We start from the raw sequence: 17,121 nt of genomic DNA on the forward strand, positions 1-17,121 counted from the left end.
ATTCCGAGCTTCGTAACTTCAGTTGATGCAGACGGGGGGGGATACCACCCGGTTCGGCGGTCGATCTCTACCGGGCCGTCGCGAGACCGGTCCGTCCTCGATGCTTGTCGCTGATCCGCGAACATCGTCAACCGTCGCTGATGGGCATACGCTCCCACTCGTGAGTTCTCCCTCGCCTGTTGCCGTTGCTCTGGACCGAGACGTCGCCGACCTACGCTGCCTGGCCGCGTTGCTCGATGCCCATCGCCGGTGGGAGGCCGAAACGAACTCGCGTGCCAGCGTGAAGGCGCTGCGGGAGTGGCTGTGGTTCTACTGGCAAGCTCCCCGCCGTCCGCAGCCGCTGATTCGCAGCAAGTACCCTGCTCCGTTGCCCTGGTCGGAGGCCGCACGTCGTGCGGTCGTCGCGGACCCCAAATGCGCGCTCGTTATCGAGCACTGTGAGCCTGTCCACCTCGTGATCCGTGACCTACTCGATCATCCACCTGCCGACCTCGACCAGCTCCGCGACGTACTTGACAATCGTCTCGCCTGCTGCGTCATCACGAAGGCTGAGGATGACGCGATCAACGCGGCCGGGTTCGGTACACGTTTGGTTCCGGGAGCTGAACACGACCCGTGGGCTCGCTACCGGGCCGCCGGGATCGACCCGGAAGGTTTCGCGCCATATTCGGGAACAGGGTCTCTGCCAGAGGCGGTTGGATAGGCGCGGTTCTACCGATGAGGGGACCACGAGCGGCTGGCTATGCTCCGGACATGAGTGAAACGGCTGGACAGCTTTCCTCGCTGGCGGCTTCCACCGAAGCCGAGTCCCTGATGTCAGTTCTCGAGCGCAACCGGCGGACCTTCGCCTGGAAGACGTCGGGGCTCGACGAGAAGGGCCTGCGGGCGACCACGGCCGCCAGTGCCATGACCCTCGGTGGTCTCGTCAAGCATGTGGCCTTGGTCGAGGCAGACTGGTTGGCTGTCAAGCTCGCCGGACAGGAGTACGGAGCCCCCTGGGACACCATCAACTTCGACGCCGACCCGGACTGGGAATGGCGCACCGGGGCGCTGGACTCTCCGGAGGATGTCTATGCAGTGTGGCGAGACGCTGTCGAGCGGTCGCGCGAGCTCGTGGCGGAGGTCATCAGAGAGCGCGGGCTCGACGGACCGGCGTCCTTCACCTGGCCGGACGGTCGCACGCCCACCGTCCGGGCGATGCTTCTGGACATGATTGAGGAGTACGCACGACACACGGGCCATGCGGACATCCTCCGTGAATCAGTGGATGGCCGCGTGGGCGAAGGCGCGCCAGAAAACTTCACCGTCTAAACGCCCTCAACTGCCGCTTGTTGGGACGTTGCCGACCCGGCGGGGCACGTACGGAACGGCCGCGAGATGCAACAGAAAGGGGCCTAGCGACGTGAGCGCAGCCCGCCGGAAGCGCCAACATCCCAGCGGTCGCGCCCGCTCGGGCGGTCGCCCGTCGTCCAATAGAGAGACTGCGGCGCCAATGGAGTCGCATCAGACGTATCTCGTCGATGAGACCGAGCATCGGTTTGCACGCCTACTAGAAGCAATTCAAGAACGCGAAGGCGATATGCTCGCCGCGATCCAGCGGTCAGAAGTCGGTGAGGAATTGGATCGGGCGGGTGGATTACCGCAAGGCAAGCGCCTAGCACAGCAGGATGCTCAAGACTACTTGCGTAGGTATGAGGCTGCAGTGGTAAATCGAATGCGGGTGCTGCTGCCGGACATGTCTCCCGGTGAGTGGCTGTGGTACCTCCGCCGCGTCCCGTCAAGCTTCACCGCCGGGTCCGTCTTGAGCACTTCAGGCTATGTAGGCGCACTGGCCGAAATGATGTCAGGCACTATGGGGTCACACCCATCGAAAGTCATTGGACGTCACGCTAGCGGTTATGCGCTGCCCGTGACTACAGCGGCGGCCCGCCGTGTTGCTGCCTTGGTGAGTTTTTCGCGACTTATTGCCTACGCACACTCGATGGCCCGATGGTGTGGCAAGGGCGCGTCGATTAAATGGCGACCCGATGGCTGGCCATACACAGTAGATAATCGAGAGATTAGGCCCTTCGTCGAGCTATACGACCAACGTATGTCACTTGACTCTGGAAACCTCCTGAGCGGCCTTGGTACGGCACTTCCGCCATTAAGTCGGCGACAGATCCTGGGGCCCCGTGGGACTCAAATGCTGATGTTCGGTCGGACGACCCAGCCCGATAGTCTCAGTCTCCCGCATCCCGAAAACCAGCACGATGTCGTCATTCCCAGAAGATATTGGCCCTTAGGTCTTCCACTAGACCATATACTCGATCTAGTCGAGAATCTCGATTTTTCGACTGGTCGGCGAGATGACGGCCTCCTTGGCGTCAATCTATTGCTGACTCAGACGGCGAGCGACATATTCCGTAGCTCCGACCGGGCAGCATTCGACATCCTTCAGCGCGGCTACTCCATCATGTCGAAAGAAACCTTGCTTGCCGAACTGGAGGAGACGTTGGCCGTGATGCTTACGTCGGTCGACGCTGCACGCCTTCCATTTCTCCTTCCGCCATCGGGCGAGCAGGCCCTACAGGCTCTCCTAGACTGGCGTGGCTCTTCTTTTCCCTTGTTCCCCTCATCGCCGGTCCGAGAATTGGCCGACGCCGTGATTCTCGATGTCGTCGGCGCATCAGAAAGTCTGCGGCGGCTGCTCACCTATTCGTCTGCCGATGGAAAAATTGCCAACGTCCGCGGGCAGCACTTCGAGCGAAAGCTACAGGAACTCATTGACGACACGCCCGCAAAACCGACAGGCGTCGCTCGATCGCTTATCCGCCGGAAAATCAAGCGTGCAGGCAATGCGTTTACGGACATCGACGCGGTCGCTTATCGCGACGGCACGCTACTTCTAGTGGACGCCAAGAGCAAGCGATACGACGACAACTACGAAACGGGATCATGGCAGGCGGTGAAAAACCTACGCGATGCGCTAGAAAAGGATGCGGCCAAGTGGCAGCAGCAGGTCACGGCCATGGTCGATGAAAACCTTGTTGACGAATTGAGCTCTTACTCGGCGGTTAAGGGCGTCGTATGTACCCCTTTCGTACCATACTTGATGAGTGCTGACGCCCTGGATTTTGTGGTCGACGGCTTGCGGGCGGTCGTATCGGGCGGTGAACTTGAATCCTGGTGCCGGAGGGGGCAGTAGAAGAGTTCACGCTGGGCGCCTACGCCAGCGGTCCAAACCCGAGCGGCGTTGTATCTTCGTCTTCACCTGCCGCTTGACCGCGGTCATCGAGCATCTGTTGGGACGGGGGTGCCCGTCGCAAGAGGACAAGAGCCGTCGTGCGCTGGGCAGCATGGCCGGCGCGGGCTCGAGATAGAAGGGAGGCGGCCCCGAACCGGGACCGCCGCCCTCCTTCCGATCCGGGCTCAGCGGAATCCGTCGCCCGGGAACAGGGTGGAGCTGGGCTCGCGGCGAGGCAGGGGGACCGGCGGCTGCTCGTGGGCGGGCGCGGAAGCCAGGAATGGCAGGTAGCGCCGGAGGAAGTCGTCGACGCCGGGGATTGCGAGGACGCGGGTCACCGCGGCGGCGACGGCGAGGGCCTGGGCGACGAGCGGCACCGCCTCGATACCGGCGGCGGCGGCGATGGTCGGCAGCAGCGACAGCAGCGCGACGACGGCCGCGAAGGTGGTGCGGGTGACGGCCCGCCACGGGTGGCGGGTCTGGGTGGTGCTGGCGGTCACGGGATTTTCCCTCCTAGTTGCTGGATGAGGCCTTGAGCTGGACGTTCTCGATGAGGAGCTTGTCCCGCTCGGCGGCCAGGGTTTGCCGGGCGGCCAGCTCGGCGCGGAGCTGGGCGACCTCGGCCTTGGTGATGGCCAGCTCTTCGTGGAGCTGGTGGATGGTCAGATTGGCCGCCGCCATCTGCGTCTCGGCGAGGCTGAGCTTCGTCTCGGCGCCGGCGAGCTGGGCGTCCATGCGGCCGAGCAACCTCTCGGCGATCTGCGTCTCGTAGTCGGCGAGGCTGGTGCGCTCCTTGCGCCGGCCGAGGATCGCCGTGAGCACGCGGTCGACGACGGCGCCCGCGATCGACCCGCCGCCGACGAGCGCGGCGATGAGCACGGGCTCCATCGCCGCCGCCTCAGGTGACCGGGTTCTTGAAGGCGGCGTCCCAGGTGGCGACGCCGATCAGCCCGTCGACGCGCAGCCGCTGGTCGCGCTGGAACGCTTCGGCGAGGGCGCGGTACTCCGGGCCGTAGATGCCGTCGTTTCCGGCGCCGCCGAGCCACGTCTTGCCCTTGCCGATCGACCAGCGCCGGCGGTCGAGCTGGGTGGCCCACTCGCGCATCCACGTCCGGTCGGTGCGGCCCTTGAAGTAGCGCTCGTACTTGCCGGAGACGCTGTAGTCGGGGCCGGACGCCGGGCCGAAGTACCAGCCGGCGGGCAAGGGGAAGGCGATCGGCGTGCCGGGTGCGGGCTTGCCGGCGGCCGGCGGCTTGGCGGGCGCGGGCGTGGTTCCGCCGACGATGGGCAGGCCGGCGTGCAGCCATGCGTAGATCTCGTCGCCGGGGCAGGAGGTGTTCCCGCGGTCGCGGTGGCCGAGCAGCTGGAGCCGCTTGCCCGTGCGGTCGTTGGCCTGCTCGTAGAGCCACTTGAAGGCGCGGCGGGCGGCGTCGGAGACGTCCTGGCGGCCGGGCTGGTCCTTGCCGATGATGCAGACGCCGATGGCCTCAGTGTTGTGGCCGGAGCAGTGCGCGCCGAGCGTCGTCCAGCCCCGGCCCTCGTAGATGACGCCGCTGATGGAGTTGATGAGGAAGTTGTAGCCGATGTCGGACCAGCCCTTGACCCGCAGGTGGTAGTCCTGGATCTGGCGCGGGGTCTGTGTCGCCGACGCGGCGGAGTAGTGGCCCATAAAGACGGTCCGCTTCGACCAGGGCACGGTCGAGCGGGACTCGGGTGGGCGGGCGCCCCATTCGGCGCGGCTGATGATGTGCACTGGTTGTCCTCCCGGCAGCGTGGATCGTCTGTCGGGGGACAGCGGCTCTACGGTAGCGGGCCGGGGTGACGTGCGCGGGGCGAAAGCAGGCCCGCCGGCCGCCGCTGCGCGGACAGCGGCGACCGGCGGGGGTCGTGCGGAGGCCGGCCACGACGCTAGGGCCGGCCTCCGGGTCAGCGGGCGTGCGCGGGCAGGTCGAACTCGCCCGCCTTCGCGCCCGCGATGAAGGCGTCCCACTCGCCCGCGTCGAAGACCCGGGTCGGGCCCTGCGGGTCGCGGCTGTTGCGCAGCTCGACGTTGCCGCCGCCGAGGAACTGGACCTCGACGCAGTTGTCGCAGTTGGGGCCGGACTTGCTGGACTTGAACCACTGGCCGATCGGCCGCTGCTGCATGTCCACGGCGTGCTCCTTCGGTTGCTTGCTGGCCGCTCCCGTCGCGGCGGGCGGGTCTACGTGCGCCAGATGTAGCGCAGGTCGTCGGGAGCGTTGGCGCGGAGGATCACCTTGACTAGCAGCTGCTCCAGCACCGACTTGCGGAACGGCGGGGCGATGCCGGAGAGGGTGGCCCGGCGCTCGGCGGCGGTCCAGGTGACCGCCTCGATGGCCTCGGCGGAGAGGGGGACCTTCCGGCAGCCGAGCGGGCATTTGTAGGTGCGCTCGCCGCAGTGCGGGTGCGGGTGCATGGGCACGTCGCACCGGCCGCACCACAGCAGGGTGCGCAGCAGGTACGGGTCAGTGCTGGCGGCCATGTGTCGCCGGCCCCAGGCGGCGGCCCGGCCGCACAGGGAGCCGCCGGAGATCAGGCTGGGGCGGGTGGCGTTCACGGCCGCCCCCCGTTGCCGCGCCACCGCTGCGCGGGCGTGGTCAGCACCGCGGTGGAGAGGATGACGGTCGGCCCGTTCCAGGAGGGCGGGGCGGCCGGGGTGGTGGGCCGGGCGCCGGCTTCGGGTACCGACGCCCGGCGGTCCGGGGTGGAGCGGCGGTGCAGCCAGCGGGACCAGCGGCGGTGCCCCGCGGGGGCGGTCACAGCGCCCAGCCGTAGGCGTCGACCTGGACCTGCTCCGCCCAGCTCGCGGCGCTGCACGGCCAGGCGTTGCGGCACCAGGTGCAGCGGCGGTCGTTGACGGCGATGAACGGCCAGGCGAAGCCGACGCGGACGACAGGGCCGTCGGGCTGGTGCGTGGCGAGCATGTGCCCGGCAAGGGTCAGCCTTTCGCCGGGGCTGAGGACGAGGTAGCCGTAGCTGGGGACGACCTCGCCGGGCGGCGGGGGCGGGACCACGAGCCGCTCTCGAAATGGAGGGGAGCCCGAGCGGCCTGCCGAGGCGGCGCCGGGCCTGCCGCTGTGTGATTGGCCCCGACCGGTAGATAGAACGACCACGAGTAGCCCCCAGCCTTCTCTGAACCCGGGCGCTCACCAGTGATCGAGCGGTCACTGTGCATCACGCCCACCAGGGACCGTATGGGCGGTCGCCGATGGCGTGCGAGGATGTTGCACGATGTTGCATCAACTCGCGTCGTCGTCCAGATCCCGGAGCGCCCCCGTGATGAGGGCCCGCGCCTCCCGGCCGTAGGCGGCTGACCCGGCGAGCCGTTCGAAGGCCCGGCTGTAGACGGCGATGTCCCGGGGCTGGGTCAGCTTGAGTTCTGCGGAGATGGTTTCGACGAGGACGGTCTTCGCGTCGAGGATCCAGAACCCGTGCAGGGGGAGGAAACCGTGTGCTGCGCGGGTGGGAATGACACCCAGGTGAACGCGGGGGAGGGTCGAAAGGGCGAGCAGCCGGTCCAGTTGACCGGCGAGTACGTCGGGAGGCGCGACGCCCAGAGTCAAAGCCGCCTGGCAGAACACCATGTGGAACCGGTGGTCACCCCGGTAGAGGATGCTCTGACGCTCCATTCGCGCGGCGACGCCTTCTTCCACGTCGTCCGGCAGATCGTGAAAGCCGATGAACGCGCTGAGGATGGCGGCGGCGTACTCGGCTGTTTGCAGGAGTCCCGGGATGACCTGCGGCTCGAATGCGCGAAACAGCTTCGTGTCAGCCTCGAAGCGGACGCTTTCCCGTTGCCGTGTCCGTGTGCCGGACCTGAGCAGCCGCCGCCACTCGACGAACATGGTGTCGATGGAGCGCACGACCGCGATGAGGTCCGCCGCCTGGTCGTCGGCCCCGCAGAGCCGGCACCACGTGCGTACGTCCTCCTCGGAGGCGTTGATGACGCCGTGCTCCAGTTTGGAGACCTTCGTGTAGTGCCAACCGGCGCCTGCGGCAAGCGCTCTGCCCGTCAGGTCGGCGTCCTGCCGGATGTCCCTGAGCCTGACCCCCAGCGCTTCCCGGGCCTGACGGGCAGGTGTGCTCACGTCGTTGCAGGTCGGTACTCGGTGTACGGAACCGCACGCGGCCACAGGTCGTCACGGGTTGCCCGATACAGGGTCAGCTGCTCGGGATCGTCCTCTACGGCGTAGCCGGCACCACGCCCATCCGGCTTGAACAGGCTGAGGACGAGCAGGTGGTCATCGAAGAGCCAGCAGTCCTCCGCGGGTAGCGGGCGTTCGGCTACCTGCGCGCGCGGAACGTACCTGACTTCCTCGCCGGCCTCGATGTTGCCTGGGTCCAGCGCCATCGCCCAGCGCATGTAGTCCGACAGGGGCTCCGTCACAATGCGCAGCCGCTGGACCTGAGTCCCTGCCGACGTCACCTCGCTCATGAAGGACAGCCAGTCCTTCCGCCATGCGAAGTCGTCCGGTATGCCGCGCAACCACAAGTCGAACGGAACGTCCTCGTCCTCGACGTGGTATGTGTCACGCAGCTCCAAATGCCACGCTCGGCTGCCGGGGCGGAACATGGACCGGAACTCGGCACTGGTGATGGGTTTCATCGACTGCTGGCCACCAGGTTCTGCATGTGGCGAGCCGAAACCTCGACACAGGTTTCATGGCCCGGGATGTCCATGAGAGCGAGAGCTGCCTGGTCGGTTACACGCGCACCCTGAATGATGTAGTTGCCGTCCGTGGTGACGTCGATGATGGGCGCCTCGATCCGGGTCACCACCCCGGCGAGGCCGTTCTTGGCCAGGTGGCGCATCAGGGGGGCGGGCACCTCAACGACTGTCTCCTGTTCTGTCTCGAGGGCGAGGATCGTGGGATCGGCGACCTTCCAGCCCTGCACCACGTAGCTGTCTCGGTCCGTGGCGTAAAGCGTGGGGGATTGCCCGCCCGTCGACTCCTTGCCCAAGAACGTTAACCGCATGCCCCTGCCTCCCAGCGATGGTTGCACGTTGTTGCCCGTCCTGCAGATCGTCGGCCGCAGCGCGTGCAACGTCAAGGGATCGACTTGGTCGCAGGAGGCATAGCTACACGGCCGCAGTGAGGGATTGCGACCGCCCAATCTGGCCTACGCTGGGGGCGTGGCGCTGGGACGTGCGTACATCGAGATCATCGGCGACGTAAGGAAGTTCGCGCCGGACCTGAAACGCGGGCTGAAGTCGGCGCTGAAGATCGGCGCGCTGAGCGGGGTGGCCGCCAGCGCGACGGGCAGCCTGGTCGGCCTGGCCGGTGCGCTGGCGCAGGTCAGCGGCGCGGCGTTCGCCGTGCCCGCGGCGGCGTCGGTCTACGGCGCGGCGATGGGCGCGCTGCGGATCGCGACGTCGGGCTTCGGGGACGCGATGGGCGCGGTCGTCGAGGGCGACGCGAAGACGTTCGAGAAGGCGCTGGAGAACCTGTCGCCGCAGGCGCAGAAGCTGGCCCGCGAGTTCCAGGCGGTGGGCCCGGCGATCGAGGGCATCCGCACGGCGACGCAGGACGCGTTCGCCGGGCCGATGCTCGGGCAGGTCAAGGCGACCGCCTCGGTGCTGGCGGGGCCGCTGCGCGCCGGCCTGGCCGGCATCGCGGCCGAGTACGGGCTGGTGGCGCGGCGGGCGCTGGAGTTCGCCCGGGAGGGCGCCACCGTGTCGGTGCTGCGCGGGGTGCTGATGGGCGCGCGGGAGGCCGTGGCGAACCTCGCCGTGGCGGTGGGGCCGCTGCTGGCCGGGTTCCGCGACATAGCCGTGGTGGGCCTCCCGGCGGTGAGCCAGCTGTCCGGTGTGGCCGGCGGCCTGGGCGCGAAGTTCGGCGCGTGGCTGTCGGCGATGGCGCAGAGCGGCGCGGCCACCGCGGCGATCCAGACGGCGCTGGGCATCCTGCGGCAGCTCGGCCAGGTCGCGGCGAACGTCGGCGGGATCCTCCGCTCGGTCTTCGAGGCGGTCAGCCAGGCGGCCGGCGGCGGCGGCTTCCTCGGCAGCCTGGTGATGGCCACCGGCACGCTGCGGGAGTTCTTCGCCTCGGCGGAGGGCGCGCAGGCGCTGCAAGGGGTGTTCACGGCGCTGGGCACGGCGGCGTCGGGCCTGTCGCCGGTGCTGATGACGCTGCTGGGGATCATCGGCAAGTCGCTGGTGCCGGCCCTCCTGCCGATCGTGCAGGCGGTTGTGCCGGCGTTGCAGGCCGTCGCGACGGCGCTGGGGCCGGCGATCGGCACGCTCGGCGCGGCGCTCGGCCCGGTGCTGTCCGCCCTGTCGGTGGGCATCCAGGCGCTGGCCCCGTCGCTGGGCCCGATCGCGCAGGTGATCGCGTCGATCGCGCTGGCGATCGCGCCGCTGCTGCCGGTCGTCGGGCAGCTGGTGGCCATGCTGATCGGCCCGCTGGCGACGGCGCTGAACGCGCTGGTCCCGCTGATCGGGCCGCTGATCACCGCGCTGGCGCCGATCCTGCTCCAGGTCGGGCAGACGATCGCCGCGATCCTCGCCCCCGCCGCCGGGCAGCTCGCGCAGTTGTTCACCCAGATGGGCCCGGTGCTCGGCCAGCTCGTCGCCGCGCTGGGCAGCGCGCTTGCCCCGATCCTCGGGGTGCTTGGCCCGCTGGTCATGCAGGTGGTGCAGGCGATGGCGCCGATGCTGCCGACGATCCTGTCGCTGCTGCCGCCGCTGATCGAGGTCGTGGTGGCGTTGACGCCGCTGATCCAGCTGGTGGCACAGCTCGCCGTCGTGGCGGTCGCCCTGGTCGCGCCGCTGATCAAGGTCGCGGCGCTGCTGGTGCAGTTCCTGGTGTCGGCGGCGATCGCGCCGCTGATCTCGGCGCTCGCGGGCGCGCTGACGTGGCTGCTGTCGCCGCTGACCGGGGTGGCCGAGTGGCTGGGCAAGGTCGCCGCCTGGCTGAACGGGATCGACTGGGCCGGGGTCGGGGCGGCGATCGGCGGGGCGTTCTCGTCGGCGTGGAACGCGGTGGTCGGGTTCTTCTCCTCGCTCGGCACCTGGTTCGCCGAGCTGCCCGGGAAGATCGGTTCGTTCCTGGCGAGCCTGCCGGGGATGCTGTGGAACCTGTTCACGTCGGCGCTGGGCATGGCGCTCCAGGCCGTGGGCGTCGGGATCGGCCTGCTGATCTTCTCGGTGACGCAGCTGCCCGGGATGGTCCTCAGCGGCATTGCGGCGCTGCCGGGCCTGCTGGCCGGGTTCTTCTCCCGGCTGTGGGCCAGCGCGCGGGCGCTGACGACCGCGGGCATCAACGCGGTGGTGTCGTTCGTGACCGGGCTGCCCGGCCGGATCATGTCGGGCCTGTCGCGGCTGCCGGGCATCCTGGCCGGCGCGCTGTCGTCGGCGATGAGCGCGGCGCGTAGCGCGGCGTCGAGCGGCGTGAGCGCCCTGGTGTCGTTCATCAGCAGCGTGCCCGGCCGGCTCGCCGGACTGGCCGGGAAGTTCGTGTCGGCGGGCCGGAGCCTCATCAGCGGGTTCATGAACGGGCTCAAGAACGTGGGCGGGTTCATCGGCGACGTCGCCGGGTCGATCACGTCGGCGATCACGGGGTTCATCAACCGGGTCATCGGCAAGATCAACTCGGGTATCGCGTCGATCGACGCCAAGCTGCCCGGGTCGCTGCCTCGCATCCCGGCGCTGGCCAACGGCGCGATCCTGCGCCGGCCGACGCTGTTCGTCGGCGGCGAGGCCGGCGACGAGGTGGTGGTGCCGCTGACCCGGCCGCGCCGGGCGCGGGAGCTGGCCGAGCAGTCCGGGCTGATGCGGCTGCTCGGCGGCGACGGTGGCGGGTCCGTGATGTTCGGGCGCGACGCGATCCGAGTGACCTTCGAGGGAGTCCTGCCGACCCGGCAGGAGGCGCTGGACACCGGCCGGGCGGTCGGTGAAGGCGTACTGGAGACGCTGGCCCGCAGGGACGTGGCCACGACCGTGAGGACGATCTGAGTGGGCGAGTACAACCCGGACCGGCCCTACGTGCTGGGGATGCAGTGGGCGCCGCTGGTGGCCGACACGGTGCAGCTCGACACGGGAAGCGAGCTGGGCTACACGTTCCGGGCCCGCGCCAGCCACGCCGCCGGCGCCGGGCTGCGGCGGGTGCGGCTGCACGTGGCGTCGCCGCCGCCGGGCCTGCCGAACCGCAAGGAGCTGCTGGTCAACCTGTACCCGGCGGGCCAGGTCGCCGGCACCGGGCCGGTGCGCAAGCTGGTCATCCCGGTGCGGGACGGCGCGATGCTGCCCGGCGGAGCCCTCGCGGGCGGCTCGGCGACGCCGCCGGACGCGGTGAGCAACCCGTCCGACCCGCGGCACATCACGCTGACCGGGCCGAACGCGGCGGCGCGGTTCTGGTTCGACACGGACGTGTCGCGCACCCACGCCGCGCTGGACGGCCGGCGGATCCTCGACGTGTCGGTGCTGTACGTGATCTCGGGCCCGTTCGCCGACCTGGCCCCGGCGGTGACCCTCGGCCTCGAGCGCCCGTCGGCCGGGGTGAACTGGCTGATGGACGAGACGCTGAACGGGCCGGCCGCCCACAACGGGGTGACGGCGGTCAGCCGGTCGCGCCTCGGCGAGCTGAACCCGTGGTGGAACACGGCGGCGGCGCCGACGACGGAACGGGGCCGGGTGCCGTGGCGGTCGCGGACCCTCGCGTCGACCGGCAACCCGCCGGCGGGCCTGTCGGCGCTGGCGGCGTCGGGCGGGACGAACATCAACGTGCGGCTCCAGGTCGCCGCCAACGCGGCGGCCACCGCGGTGTTCCAGGTGCACTACCTGGCGCTGGAGGTGACGTACGGGGAGGAGAACCGGGTCGGCGGCGGCGGCCTCGACCTGTCCCAGGGGGCGGCGTACATCGGCGGGTACTACTACGAGGTGCCGATCTGGGAGGCGAAGAACTTCTCCGGCACGGTGGAGCTGACCGGCGGGCGGGAGTACGCGGTGACGGTCGGGCAGGCGTACTCGGGGCAGCAGTCGGTGGCCTCGCCGGTGCCGGTGAAGGTGGACCGGCTGGGGCCGGTCGAGCCGTACCCGGCGCACCGCGGCGTGCTGCTGCGCAAGACGCTGCGGGCCGGGCAGACGCCGACGGTGGAGACGGTCGACGAGCTGCCGTCGGTGGTGCTGTTCACCGGGGTCAGCGCCCCGGGCAACCCGGACCTGAGCAGCCACAGCTACCTGACCCGGGCGGTGGCCACGGTGTCGGAGCTGACCCCTTCGGGCTGGACGATGCAGCAGCTCGTGGAGGAGGTGGCGGCGGATTGGGTGTGGGTGCGGTTCTACGCGCGGCACCTGCCGGGCACGCGGGCTCCGCTGGAGTTGGCGCAGGTCTCCGAGCTGGACACGAGCCAGCGGCGGGGCCCGCTGGCCCGGGTCACGGTGGAGGAGTTCGACGCGCTGCCGGAGATCGCCGACGGCTGGCGGGAGGTGACGGCGCGCCTCGACCCGCCGTACCTGTCCGACGGGATTGGCGAGACGACGTACTGGACGTTCACCAGCAGCGCGGACGGGCAGTCGCCGTGGCAGGTCCTCGGCGCCGACGCGAACCCGTGGAGCACGCAGCCCGCCGGCTTCGAGGCGGACACCGGCTACGGCGGCCGCACCGCGTTCGCGGTCGTCGACGGGCAGTCCGACGAGTCGGCGGACCTGACGCTGATGTTCGCGCAGGAGATGGACGCGGTGTTGGGCCTGGAGGTGCTGCTGGCCGTGCAGCCGCTGCGGGTCGTCGACGAGCAGTGCGACCGGCCGGCGGCGAAGATCCCGACCGGCATCCGGTTCCACCGGCTGTCGTGGATGGCCGTCAACTCGTCGGTGGTGGGCGGCTGGGGCTGCTACGAGGTGCAGCGCCAGGACGACACGATGCCCGCCGGTGAGTGGGAGACGATCGCCAAGGTGATCGAGCCGTCCGTGGCGGCGGTCGACGACTACGAGGCGCGGGTGGGCGTCGAGTCGCGGTACCGGATCAGGATGGTGCACCGCCTCGGCGTCGCCGGGCCGTGGTCGCTTCCGGTGGCGGCGACGATCGCCTCGCCGGGCGTGGAGGGCCGCAACGTCGACACGGGCGTGCTGATCCTGACCTCCAATCACAACCCGGCCGGGAACCTGGCGTACGTGGCGAACTACGACCGGTCGACGGTGGAGGAGTTCACGTTCCCCGAGGCGGGGCAGGTCGAGTTGCAGGAGATGTTCGACCGGGACTTCCGCACGGCGTTCCGGCCGCTGGAGCGCGGTGGGGTGGAGTTCACCCGGGCGGTGCTGGTGAACTCGGCGGCGGTGCCGCCGGAGACGCTGGACCGCGGCTTCACCGACCTGCGGGACCTGGCGTGGGACACGGTGCCGTACGTGTGCGTGCGCGACGAGCTGAACAACCGGTGGCTGTCGACGCTGCTGGTGCCGTCGGGGTCGGCGAAGCGCCGCAAGGCGGGCCAGCTGCTGCTGGCGCAGCTCCAGGTGATCGAGGTGACGCGCACGCCGGCCCCGCTGGACGGCGGCCCGGCCCCGTGCGAGGGCCTGCGCCCGGAGGGGCAGGTGGAGTCGGTGACGGCGGGCACGCCCGTCCCGGCGGCCGGCATCGCGCCGCAGGTGTTCCAGGACCTGTTCGGCCGGAACGTGGTGGACGGGCTGGGCGGCGGTTGGGCGATCGTCGAAGGCGCCGCGACGGACTTCTCGGTGGCTTCCGAGTCGGCGACGATCAAGCTGGCCGGCGGGGGCTCGCGCATGGCGGTCGTCGGCGCCGGCTGGGAGGACGTCGACTTCCAGGCGCGGTTCAGGTTCAGCGCGGTGGCGACCGGCCAGCCGATCAACGCGTACGTGGTCGCCCGGTACACGGCGGTCGGCACGAACTACCGGGCGCGGCTGGCCGCGCAGACCGACGGCCGGCTGGGCGTGTCGATCGAACGGGTGGTGGGCGGCGCGCTGACGACGGTCACGCCGCTGGCCACGGTGCGGGCGGCGAACGGCACCGACTTCCTCGCCTACCAGGCGGGGCCGTGGTACTGGATGCGGTTGCAGGTCCGCGACGGGGCGGTCCGGGTGGCGGTGTGGCCGGACGGGCAGAACATGGCGCGGTGGGAGCAGTCGGCGAAGGACACCGGGTTGGCGGGCGTTGGCCAGATCGGTGTGCGGGGCGTGCTGACGGCGGGCAACACGAACGCGGCCCCGACGGTCAGCGTGGCCGCGGTGTCGGTGCGGCAGCCGGCGTCGAACGACCTGGACCTGCGGGTGGAGCTGCGGCCGACCGGCGACGAGTGGTCGGCCGAGCTGTCGCGCACCGACGACGGCGGGGCGACCGGCTGGGGGCTGACCGCCGACACGGCGCAGACCTGCCTGCGGCTGTGGGGCGGCGGCGGGTTCACCGGATGCGAGGACACCCGGGACCTGGTGGTGACCCGGCAGCGGCGGTGGCTGCGGGTGACGTACCGCAACGACTTCATCGGCGACGGCGCGGCGTCGTTCTGGCACTCGGACGACGGCGTGACGTGGACGGAGCTGGGCGGGCCGGTCGCGGCGCCGGAACCGCCGACGGTGGACGCGGGTCGGCTGGCGCTGACGCTGACCGGCGCCGTGACGGTGGCCCGGGCCGAGGTGCGCCAGGGCGTCGACGGGCCGGTGCTGGCCGCGCCGGACTTCGAGGGCCAGGCGGCCGGCACGACGCAGTTCGCCGACGCGCAGGGCAATGTGTGGGAGGTGGACGGCCGTGGCATCTGCGCCGTCGCCTGACCTGCTGGACCTGCCCGACTGGCGCGGGCAGCGGTCGGCGTCGTTCCGGTTCGACCTGATCGACGGGCGGACCGGGGTGGTCCGCCGCGAGCTCACGCCGCTGCGGGACACGTCGCCGAGCTTGAGCCACGACAGCACGTCGACGATCCCGCGCCGGCTGTCCGGGGTGACCCTCGGCGTGGAGGACGCGAAGCGGGTCAACCAGCTGACGGACCGGATCGCACCCCGGATGGTGCTGGGCGACGGCAGCTCGTACCGGCTGGGCCGCTACCTGGTGTCGGACTCGTCGGACCTGGTGACCAGCGCCGGCTCGACGGCGCCGCTGACGCTGCTGGACGAGATGTTCGTGGTCGACCAGGAGCTGGACGTCGGCTTCGACGCGGGCGGCCAGCTCGTCGACCAGGTGGTCGCGCGGCTGGTGGAGGGGCTGCCGATCGGGCAGCTGGTGGTCGACGCGACGGAGTTCACGTCGGTGGCAGCCTGGTCGCCGGGCACGTCGCGGGCGAACGCGCTGCGGGACCTGGCGACGTCGGGCGGGTACTTCATGCCGTGGTTCGACCACCGCGGCTGGCTGCGGCTGCGGCGGGCGTTCGACCCGGCCGACCAGGCGGTGACGATCGACCTGGACGCCTCCCGCCGGGTGATCCGGGGGTCGATCTCCCGGGGGACGGACCTGCTGACCGCGCCGAACCGCTTCGTGGTGGTGTCCAACGACCCGGGCTCGGAGGCGGAGCCGGTGGTCGGGGTGTACGACGTGCCGGCGTCGGCGCCCCACTCGATCGCGCAGCGCGGGTTCGTGCTGCCGAAGACGGTCGACGTGCAGGTGCGCTCGCAGGCGCAGGCGACGGTGTACGCGCGGACGCTGGGGCTCCAGCAGACGGTGTACGAGGTGGTGGAGCTGAGCACCCCGGTGGACCCGCGGCACGACGCCTACGAGGTGGTGCGCTGGGACCGGGTGCGGTGGCTGGAGGTCAGCTGGACGATGCCGCTGGTGCCGGGCGGGGAGATGCGGCACACGCTGCGGCGGGCGTACCCGGAGACGGAAGGCGGGGAGGCGTGAGCGGGAACGGGAAGGTACCGGGCCTGGCGGTTCCGGTGAAGGCGCTCGCCGAGGCGGTGCTGGAGAAGGCGGTCCGGCTGGGGCTGACGTGGCGGCTACGGCCGGCGACGGTGACGAGCGTCGCCAGCGACGGCACGGTCCGGGCGCTGCACGACGGCGACACCCAGGCGATCCGGGTGACGTCGATGATCGGCGCGGTCCCGGTGCGCGCCCGGGTGATGGTGCTCAAGTCGCCGCCGGCCGGGAACCACATCGTCGGCGTGGTCGGCTCGCCCGGGCCCGACGCGCCGATGAAGACGTTCACGGAGAGCGGGACGTTCAAGGTGCCGGCGGGCGCGCGGTGGATCCGGGCGTACGGCGTCGGCGGCGGTGGTGGCGGCGGCGGGGTGACCGGCGCGACCGGCGGCAACGGCGCGGCCGGTGGCGGCGGTGGCGGCGGCTACTGCGAGAGCGTGTGGTCGGCGGCCGAGCTGCCGGCCGAGGTGCAGGTGACGGTCGGCGCGGGCGGCGCTGGCGGGGCGTTCGGGGGCGGCGGCACGGGCGGGGACACGAGCTTCGGGGGGCTGTGGACGGCCGGCGGCGGCGGCTCCGCCCCCGGGGTGTCCGCGGTCGTTGGCGACCAGGCCGGCGGACGCGGCGGTGGCGGCACCGCGGTGGGCGGGAACGTGCTGAACTCGCCGGGCGAGTACGGCGACTACAACCGGACCCTCGACTCCCGGCACACCTTCCGGGGCAAGGGCGGCAACTCGCTGCTCGGGTTCGGGGCGAACTCGTCCGGGTCGGTCAGCGGCGACGCGCCGGCCGCCCTCGGCTGGGGTGGTGGCGGGGCTGGCGCGATCGGCCAGGCGACGTCGCGGCGCGGTGGCAACGGCAAGGGCGGCATCGTGATCGTGGAGGTCGTCTACTGACCGCCTCACCTGGCCTTGGAAACAGCGCAGCCCCGGATCGCGAAATCCGGGGCTGCGCTGCGTTCACGTGGAGACACCAGCATAGCGGCCCGCGCCGACAGCGAGCAAAGCGCCGCGCCGCCGTACATATAACATTGACGCTGAGGCCCGAGTCGTATACAATGTCTTTGTACGTATCGCCGCCCTCAA

The 17,121-nt window shown here is 70.5% G+C and carries 17 protein-coding genes; 7 read left to right on the forward strand and 10 right to left on the reverse strand.

Going from position 1 to position 17,121, the window contains the following annotated elements:
• The first annotated feature begins 160 nt into the window (after positions 1-160).
• The 3 genes from GA0070606_RS32190 to GA0070606_RS32195 all read left to right on the forward strand — a co-directional run bounded on the left by GA0070606_RS32190 (position 161) and on the right by GA0070606_RS32195 (position 3,187).
• Positions 161-703: a hypothetical protein gene (locus GA0070606_RS32190; RefSeq protein WP_141721834.1), complete on the forward strand. Its 543-nt coding sequence runs from the start codon at positions 161-163 to the stop codon at positions 701-703.
• A gap of 50 nt (positions 704-753) precedes the next feature.
• On the forward strand, positions 754-1,311 hold the full coding sequence (locus tag GA0070606_RS26810) for a DinB family protein (protein ID WP_091105733.1): 558 nt from the start codon (positions 754-756) through the stop codon (positions 1,309-1,311).
• Between the two features lie 181 nt (positions 1,312-1,492).
• Positions 1,493-3,187 (forward strand): hypothetical protein, encoded by a 1,695-nt coding sequence (locus GA0070606_RS32195; RefSeq protein ID WP_141721835.1) that lies wholly within the window; start codon positions 1,493-1,495, stop codon positions 3,185-3,187.
• Positions 3,188-3,411: 224 nt separating this feature from the next.
• Here GA0070606_RS32195 and GA0070606_RS26820 read toward each other — a convergent pair whose 3' ends face one another.
• From GA0070606_RS26820 to GA0070606_RS26865, 10 genes are all read right to left on the reverse strand, one after another.
• Positions 3,412-3,726: a hypothetical protein gene (locus GA0070606_RS26820; RefSeq protein WP_091105737.1), complete on the reverse strand. Its 315-nt coding sequence runs from the start codon at positions 3,724-3,726 to the stop codon at positions 3,412-3,414.
• A 13-nt stretch (positions 3,727-3,739) separates the two neighbouring features.
• A complete protein-coding gene (locus GA0070606_RS26825; protein WP_091105741.1) occupies positions 3,740-4,114 on the reverse strand; it encodes a hypothetical protein in 375 nt (124 codons plus the stop codon).
• Positions 4,115-4,124: 10 nt separating this feature from the next.
• On the reverse strand, positions 4,125-4,979 hold the full coding sequence (locus GA0070606_RS26830; protein WP_091105743.1) for a peptidoglycan recognition protein family protein: 855 nt from the start codon (positions 4,977-4,979) through the stop codon (positions 4,125-4,127).
• A gap of 173 nt (positions 4,980-5,152) precedes the next feature.
• Positions 5,153-5,371 (reverse strand): DUF397 domain-containing protein, encoded by a 219-nt coding sequence (locus GA0070606_RS26835; protein WP_091108228.1) that lies wholly within the window; start codon positions 5,369-5,371, stop codon positions 5,153-5,155.
• Between the two features lie 56 nt (positions 5,372-5,427).
• Positions 5,428-5,802: a recombinase zinc ribbon domain-containing protein gene (locus GA0070606_RS26840; RefSeq protein WP_141721837.1), complete on the reverse strand. Its 375-nt coding sequence runs from the start codon at positions 5,800-5,802 to the stop codon at positions 5,428-5,430.
• Complete coding sequence (locus GA0070606_RS32720) at positions 5,799-6,005, reverse strand: hypothetical protein (protein WP_091105747.1); 207 nt, start codon at positions 6,003-6,005, stop codon at positions 5,799-5,801. Before GA0070606_RS32720 ends, GA0070606_RS26840 begins: the two co-directional genes overlap by 4 nt.
• Positions 6,002-6,259 carry a hypothetical protein gene (locus tag GA0070606_RS26850; RefSeq protein WP_091105750.1) on the reverse strand — a complete coding sequence of 86 codons (258 nt, stop codon included), beginning with the start codon at positions 6,257-6,259 and terminating at the stop codon, positions 6,002-6,004. Before GA0070606_RS26850 ends, GA0070606_RS32720 begins: the two co-directional genes overlap by 4 nt.
• 225 nt (positions 6,260-6,484) lie before the next feature.
• Positions 6,485-7,333 (reverse strand): helix-turn-helix domain-containing protein, encoded by an 849-nt coding sequence (locus tag GA0070606_RS26855; RefSeq protein WP_091105754.1) that lies wholly within the window; start codon positions 7,331-7,333, stop codon positions 6,485-6,487.
• Entirely contained in the window at positions 7,330-7,851 is a 522-nt protein-coding gene (locus tag GA0070606_RS26860) for a DUF6879 family protein (RefSeq protein WP_141721839.1), read from the reverse strand. The genes GA0070606_RS26855 and GA0070606_RS26860 overlap by 4 nt, the downstream gene beginning before the upstream one ends.
• Entirely contained in the window at positions 7,848-8,222 is a 375-nt protein-coding gene (locus GA0070606_RS26865; RefSeq protein ID WP_091105759.1) for a hypothetical protein, read from the reverse strand. Before GA0070606_RS26865 ends, GA0070606_RS26860 begins: the two co-directional genes overlap by 4 nt.
• Before the next feature lie 157 nt (positions 8,223-8,379).
• Between GA0070606_RS26865 and GA0070606_RS26870 the strand changes: the two genes are divergently transcribed.
• From GA0070606_RS26870 to GA0070606_RS32725, 4 genes are read left to right on the forward strand one after another with little or no spacing between them, the layout of a single operon-like run.
• Positions 8,380-11,199 carry a phage tail protein gene (locus GA0070606_RS26870; protein ID WP_091105761.1) on the forward strand — a complete coding sequence of 940 codons (2,820 nt, stop codon included), beginning with the start codon at positions 8,380-8,382 and terminating at the stop codon, positions 11,197-11,199.
• Positions 11,200-14,964: a hypothetical protein gene (locus tag GA0070606_RS26875; RefSeq protein ID WP_091105764.1), complete on the forward strand. Its 3,765-nt coding sequence runs from the start codon at positions 11,200-11,202 to the stop codon at positions 14,962-14,964.
• Positions 14,942-16,024 (forward strand): hypothetical protein, encoded by a 1,083-nt coding sequence (locus GA0070606_RS26880; protein ID WP_245724817.1) that lies wholly within the window; start codon positions 14,942-14,944, stop codon positions 16,022-16,024. Before GA0070606_RS26875 ends, GA0070606_RS26880 begins: the two co-directional genes overlap by 23 nt.
• On the forward strand, positions 16,021-16,932 hold the full coding sequence (locus GA0070606_RS32725; RefSeq protein WP_176737430.1) for a glycine-rich domain-containing protein: 912 nt from the start codon (positions 16,021-16,023) through the stop codon (positions 16,930-16,932). The genes GA0070606_RS26880 and GA0070606_RS32725 overlap by 4 nt, the downstream gene beginning before the upstream one ends.
• The last annotated feature ends 189 nt before the right edge of the window (positions 16,933-17,121 follow it).

This window comes from Micromonospora citrea (assembly GCF_900090315.1).
Lineage (GTDB): Bacteria > Actinomycetota > Actinomycetes > Mycobacteriales > Micromonosporaceae > Micromonospora > Micromonospora citrea.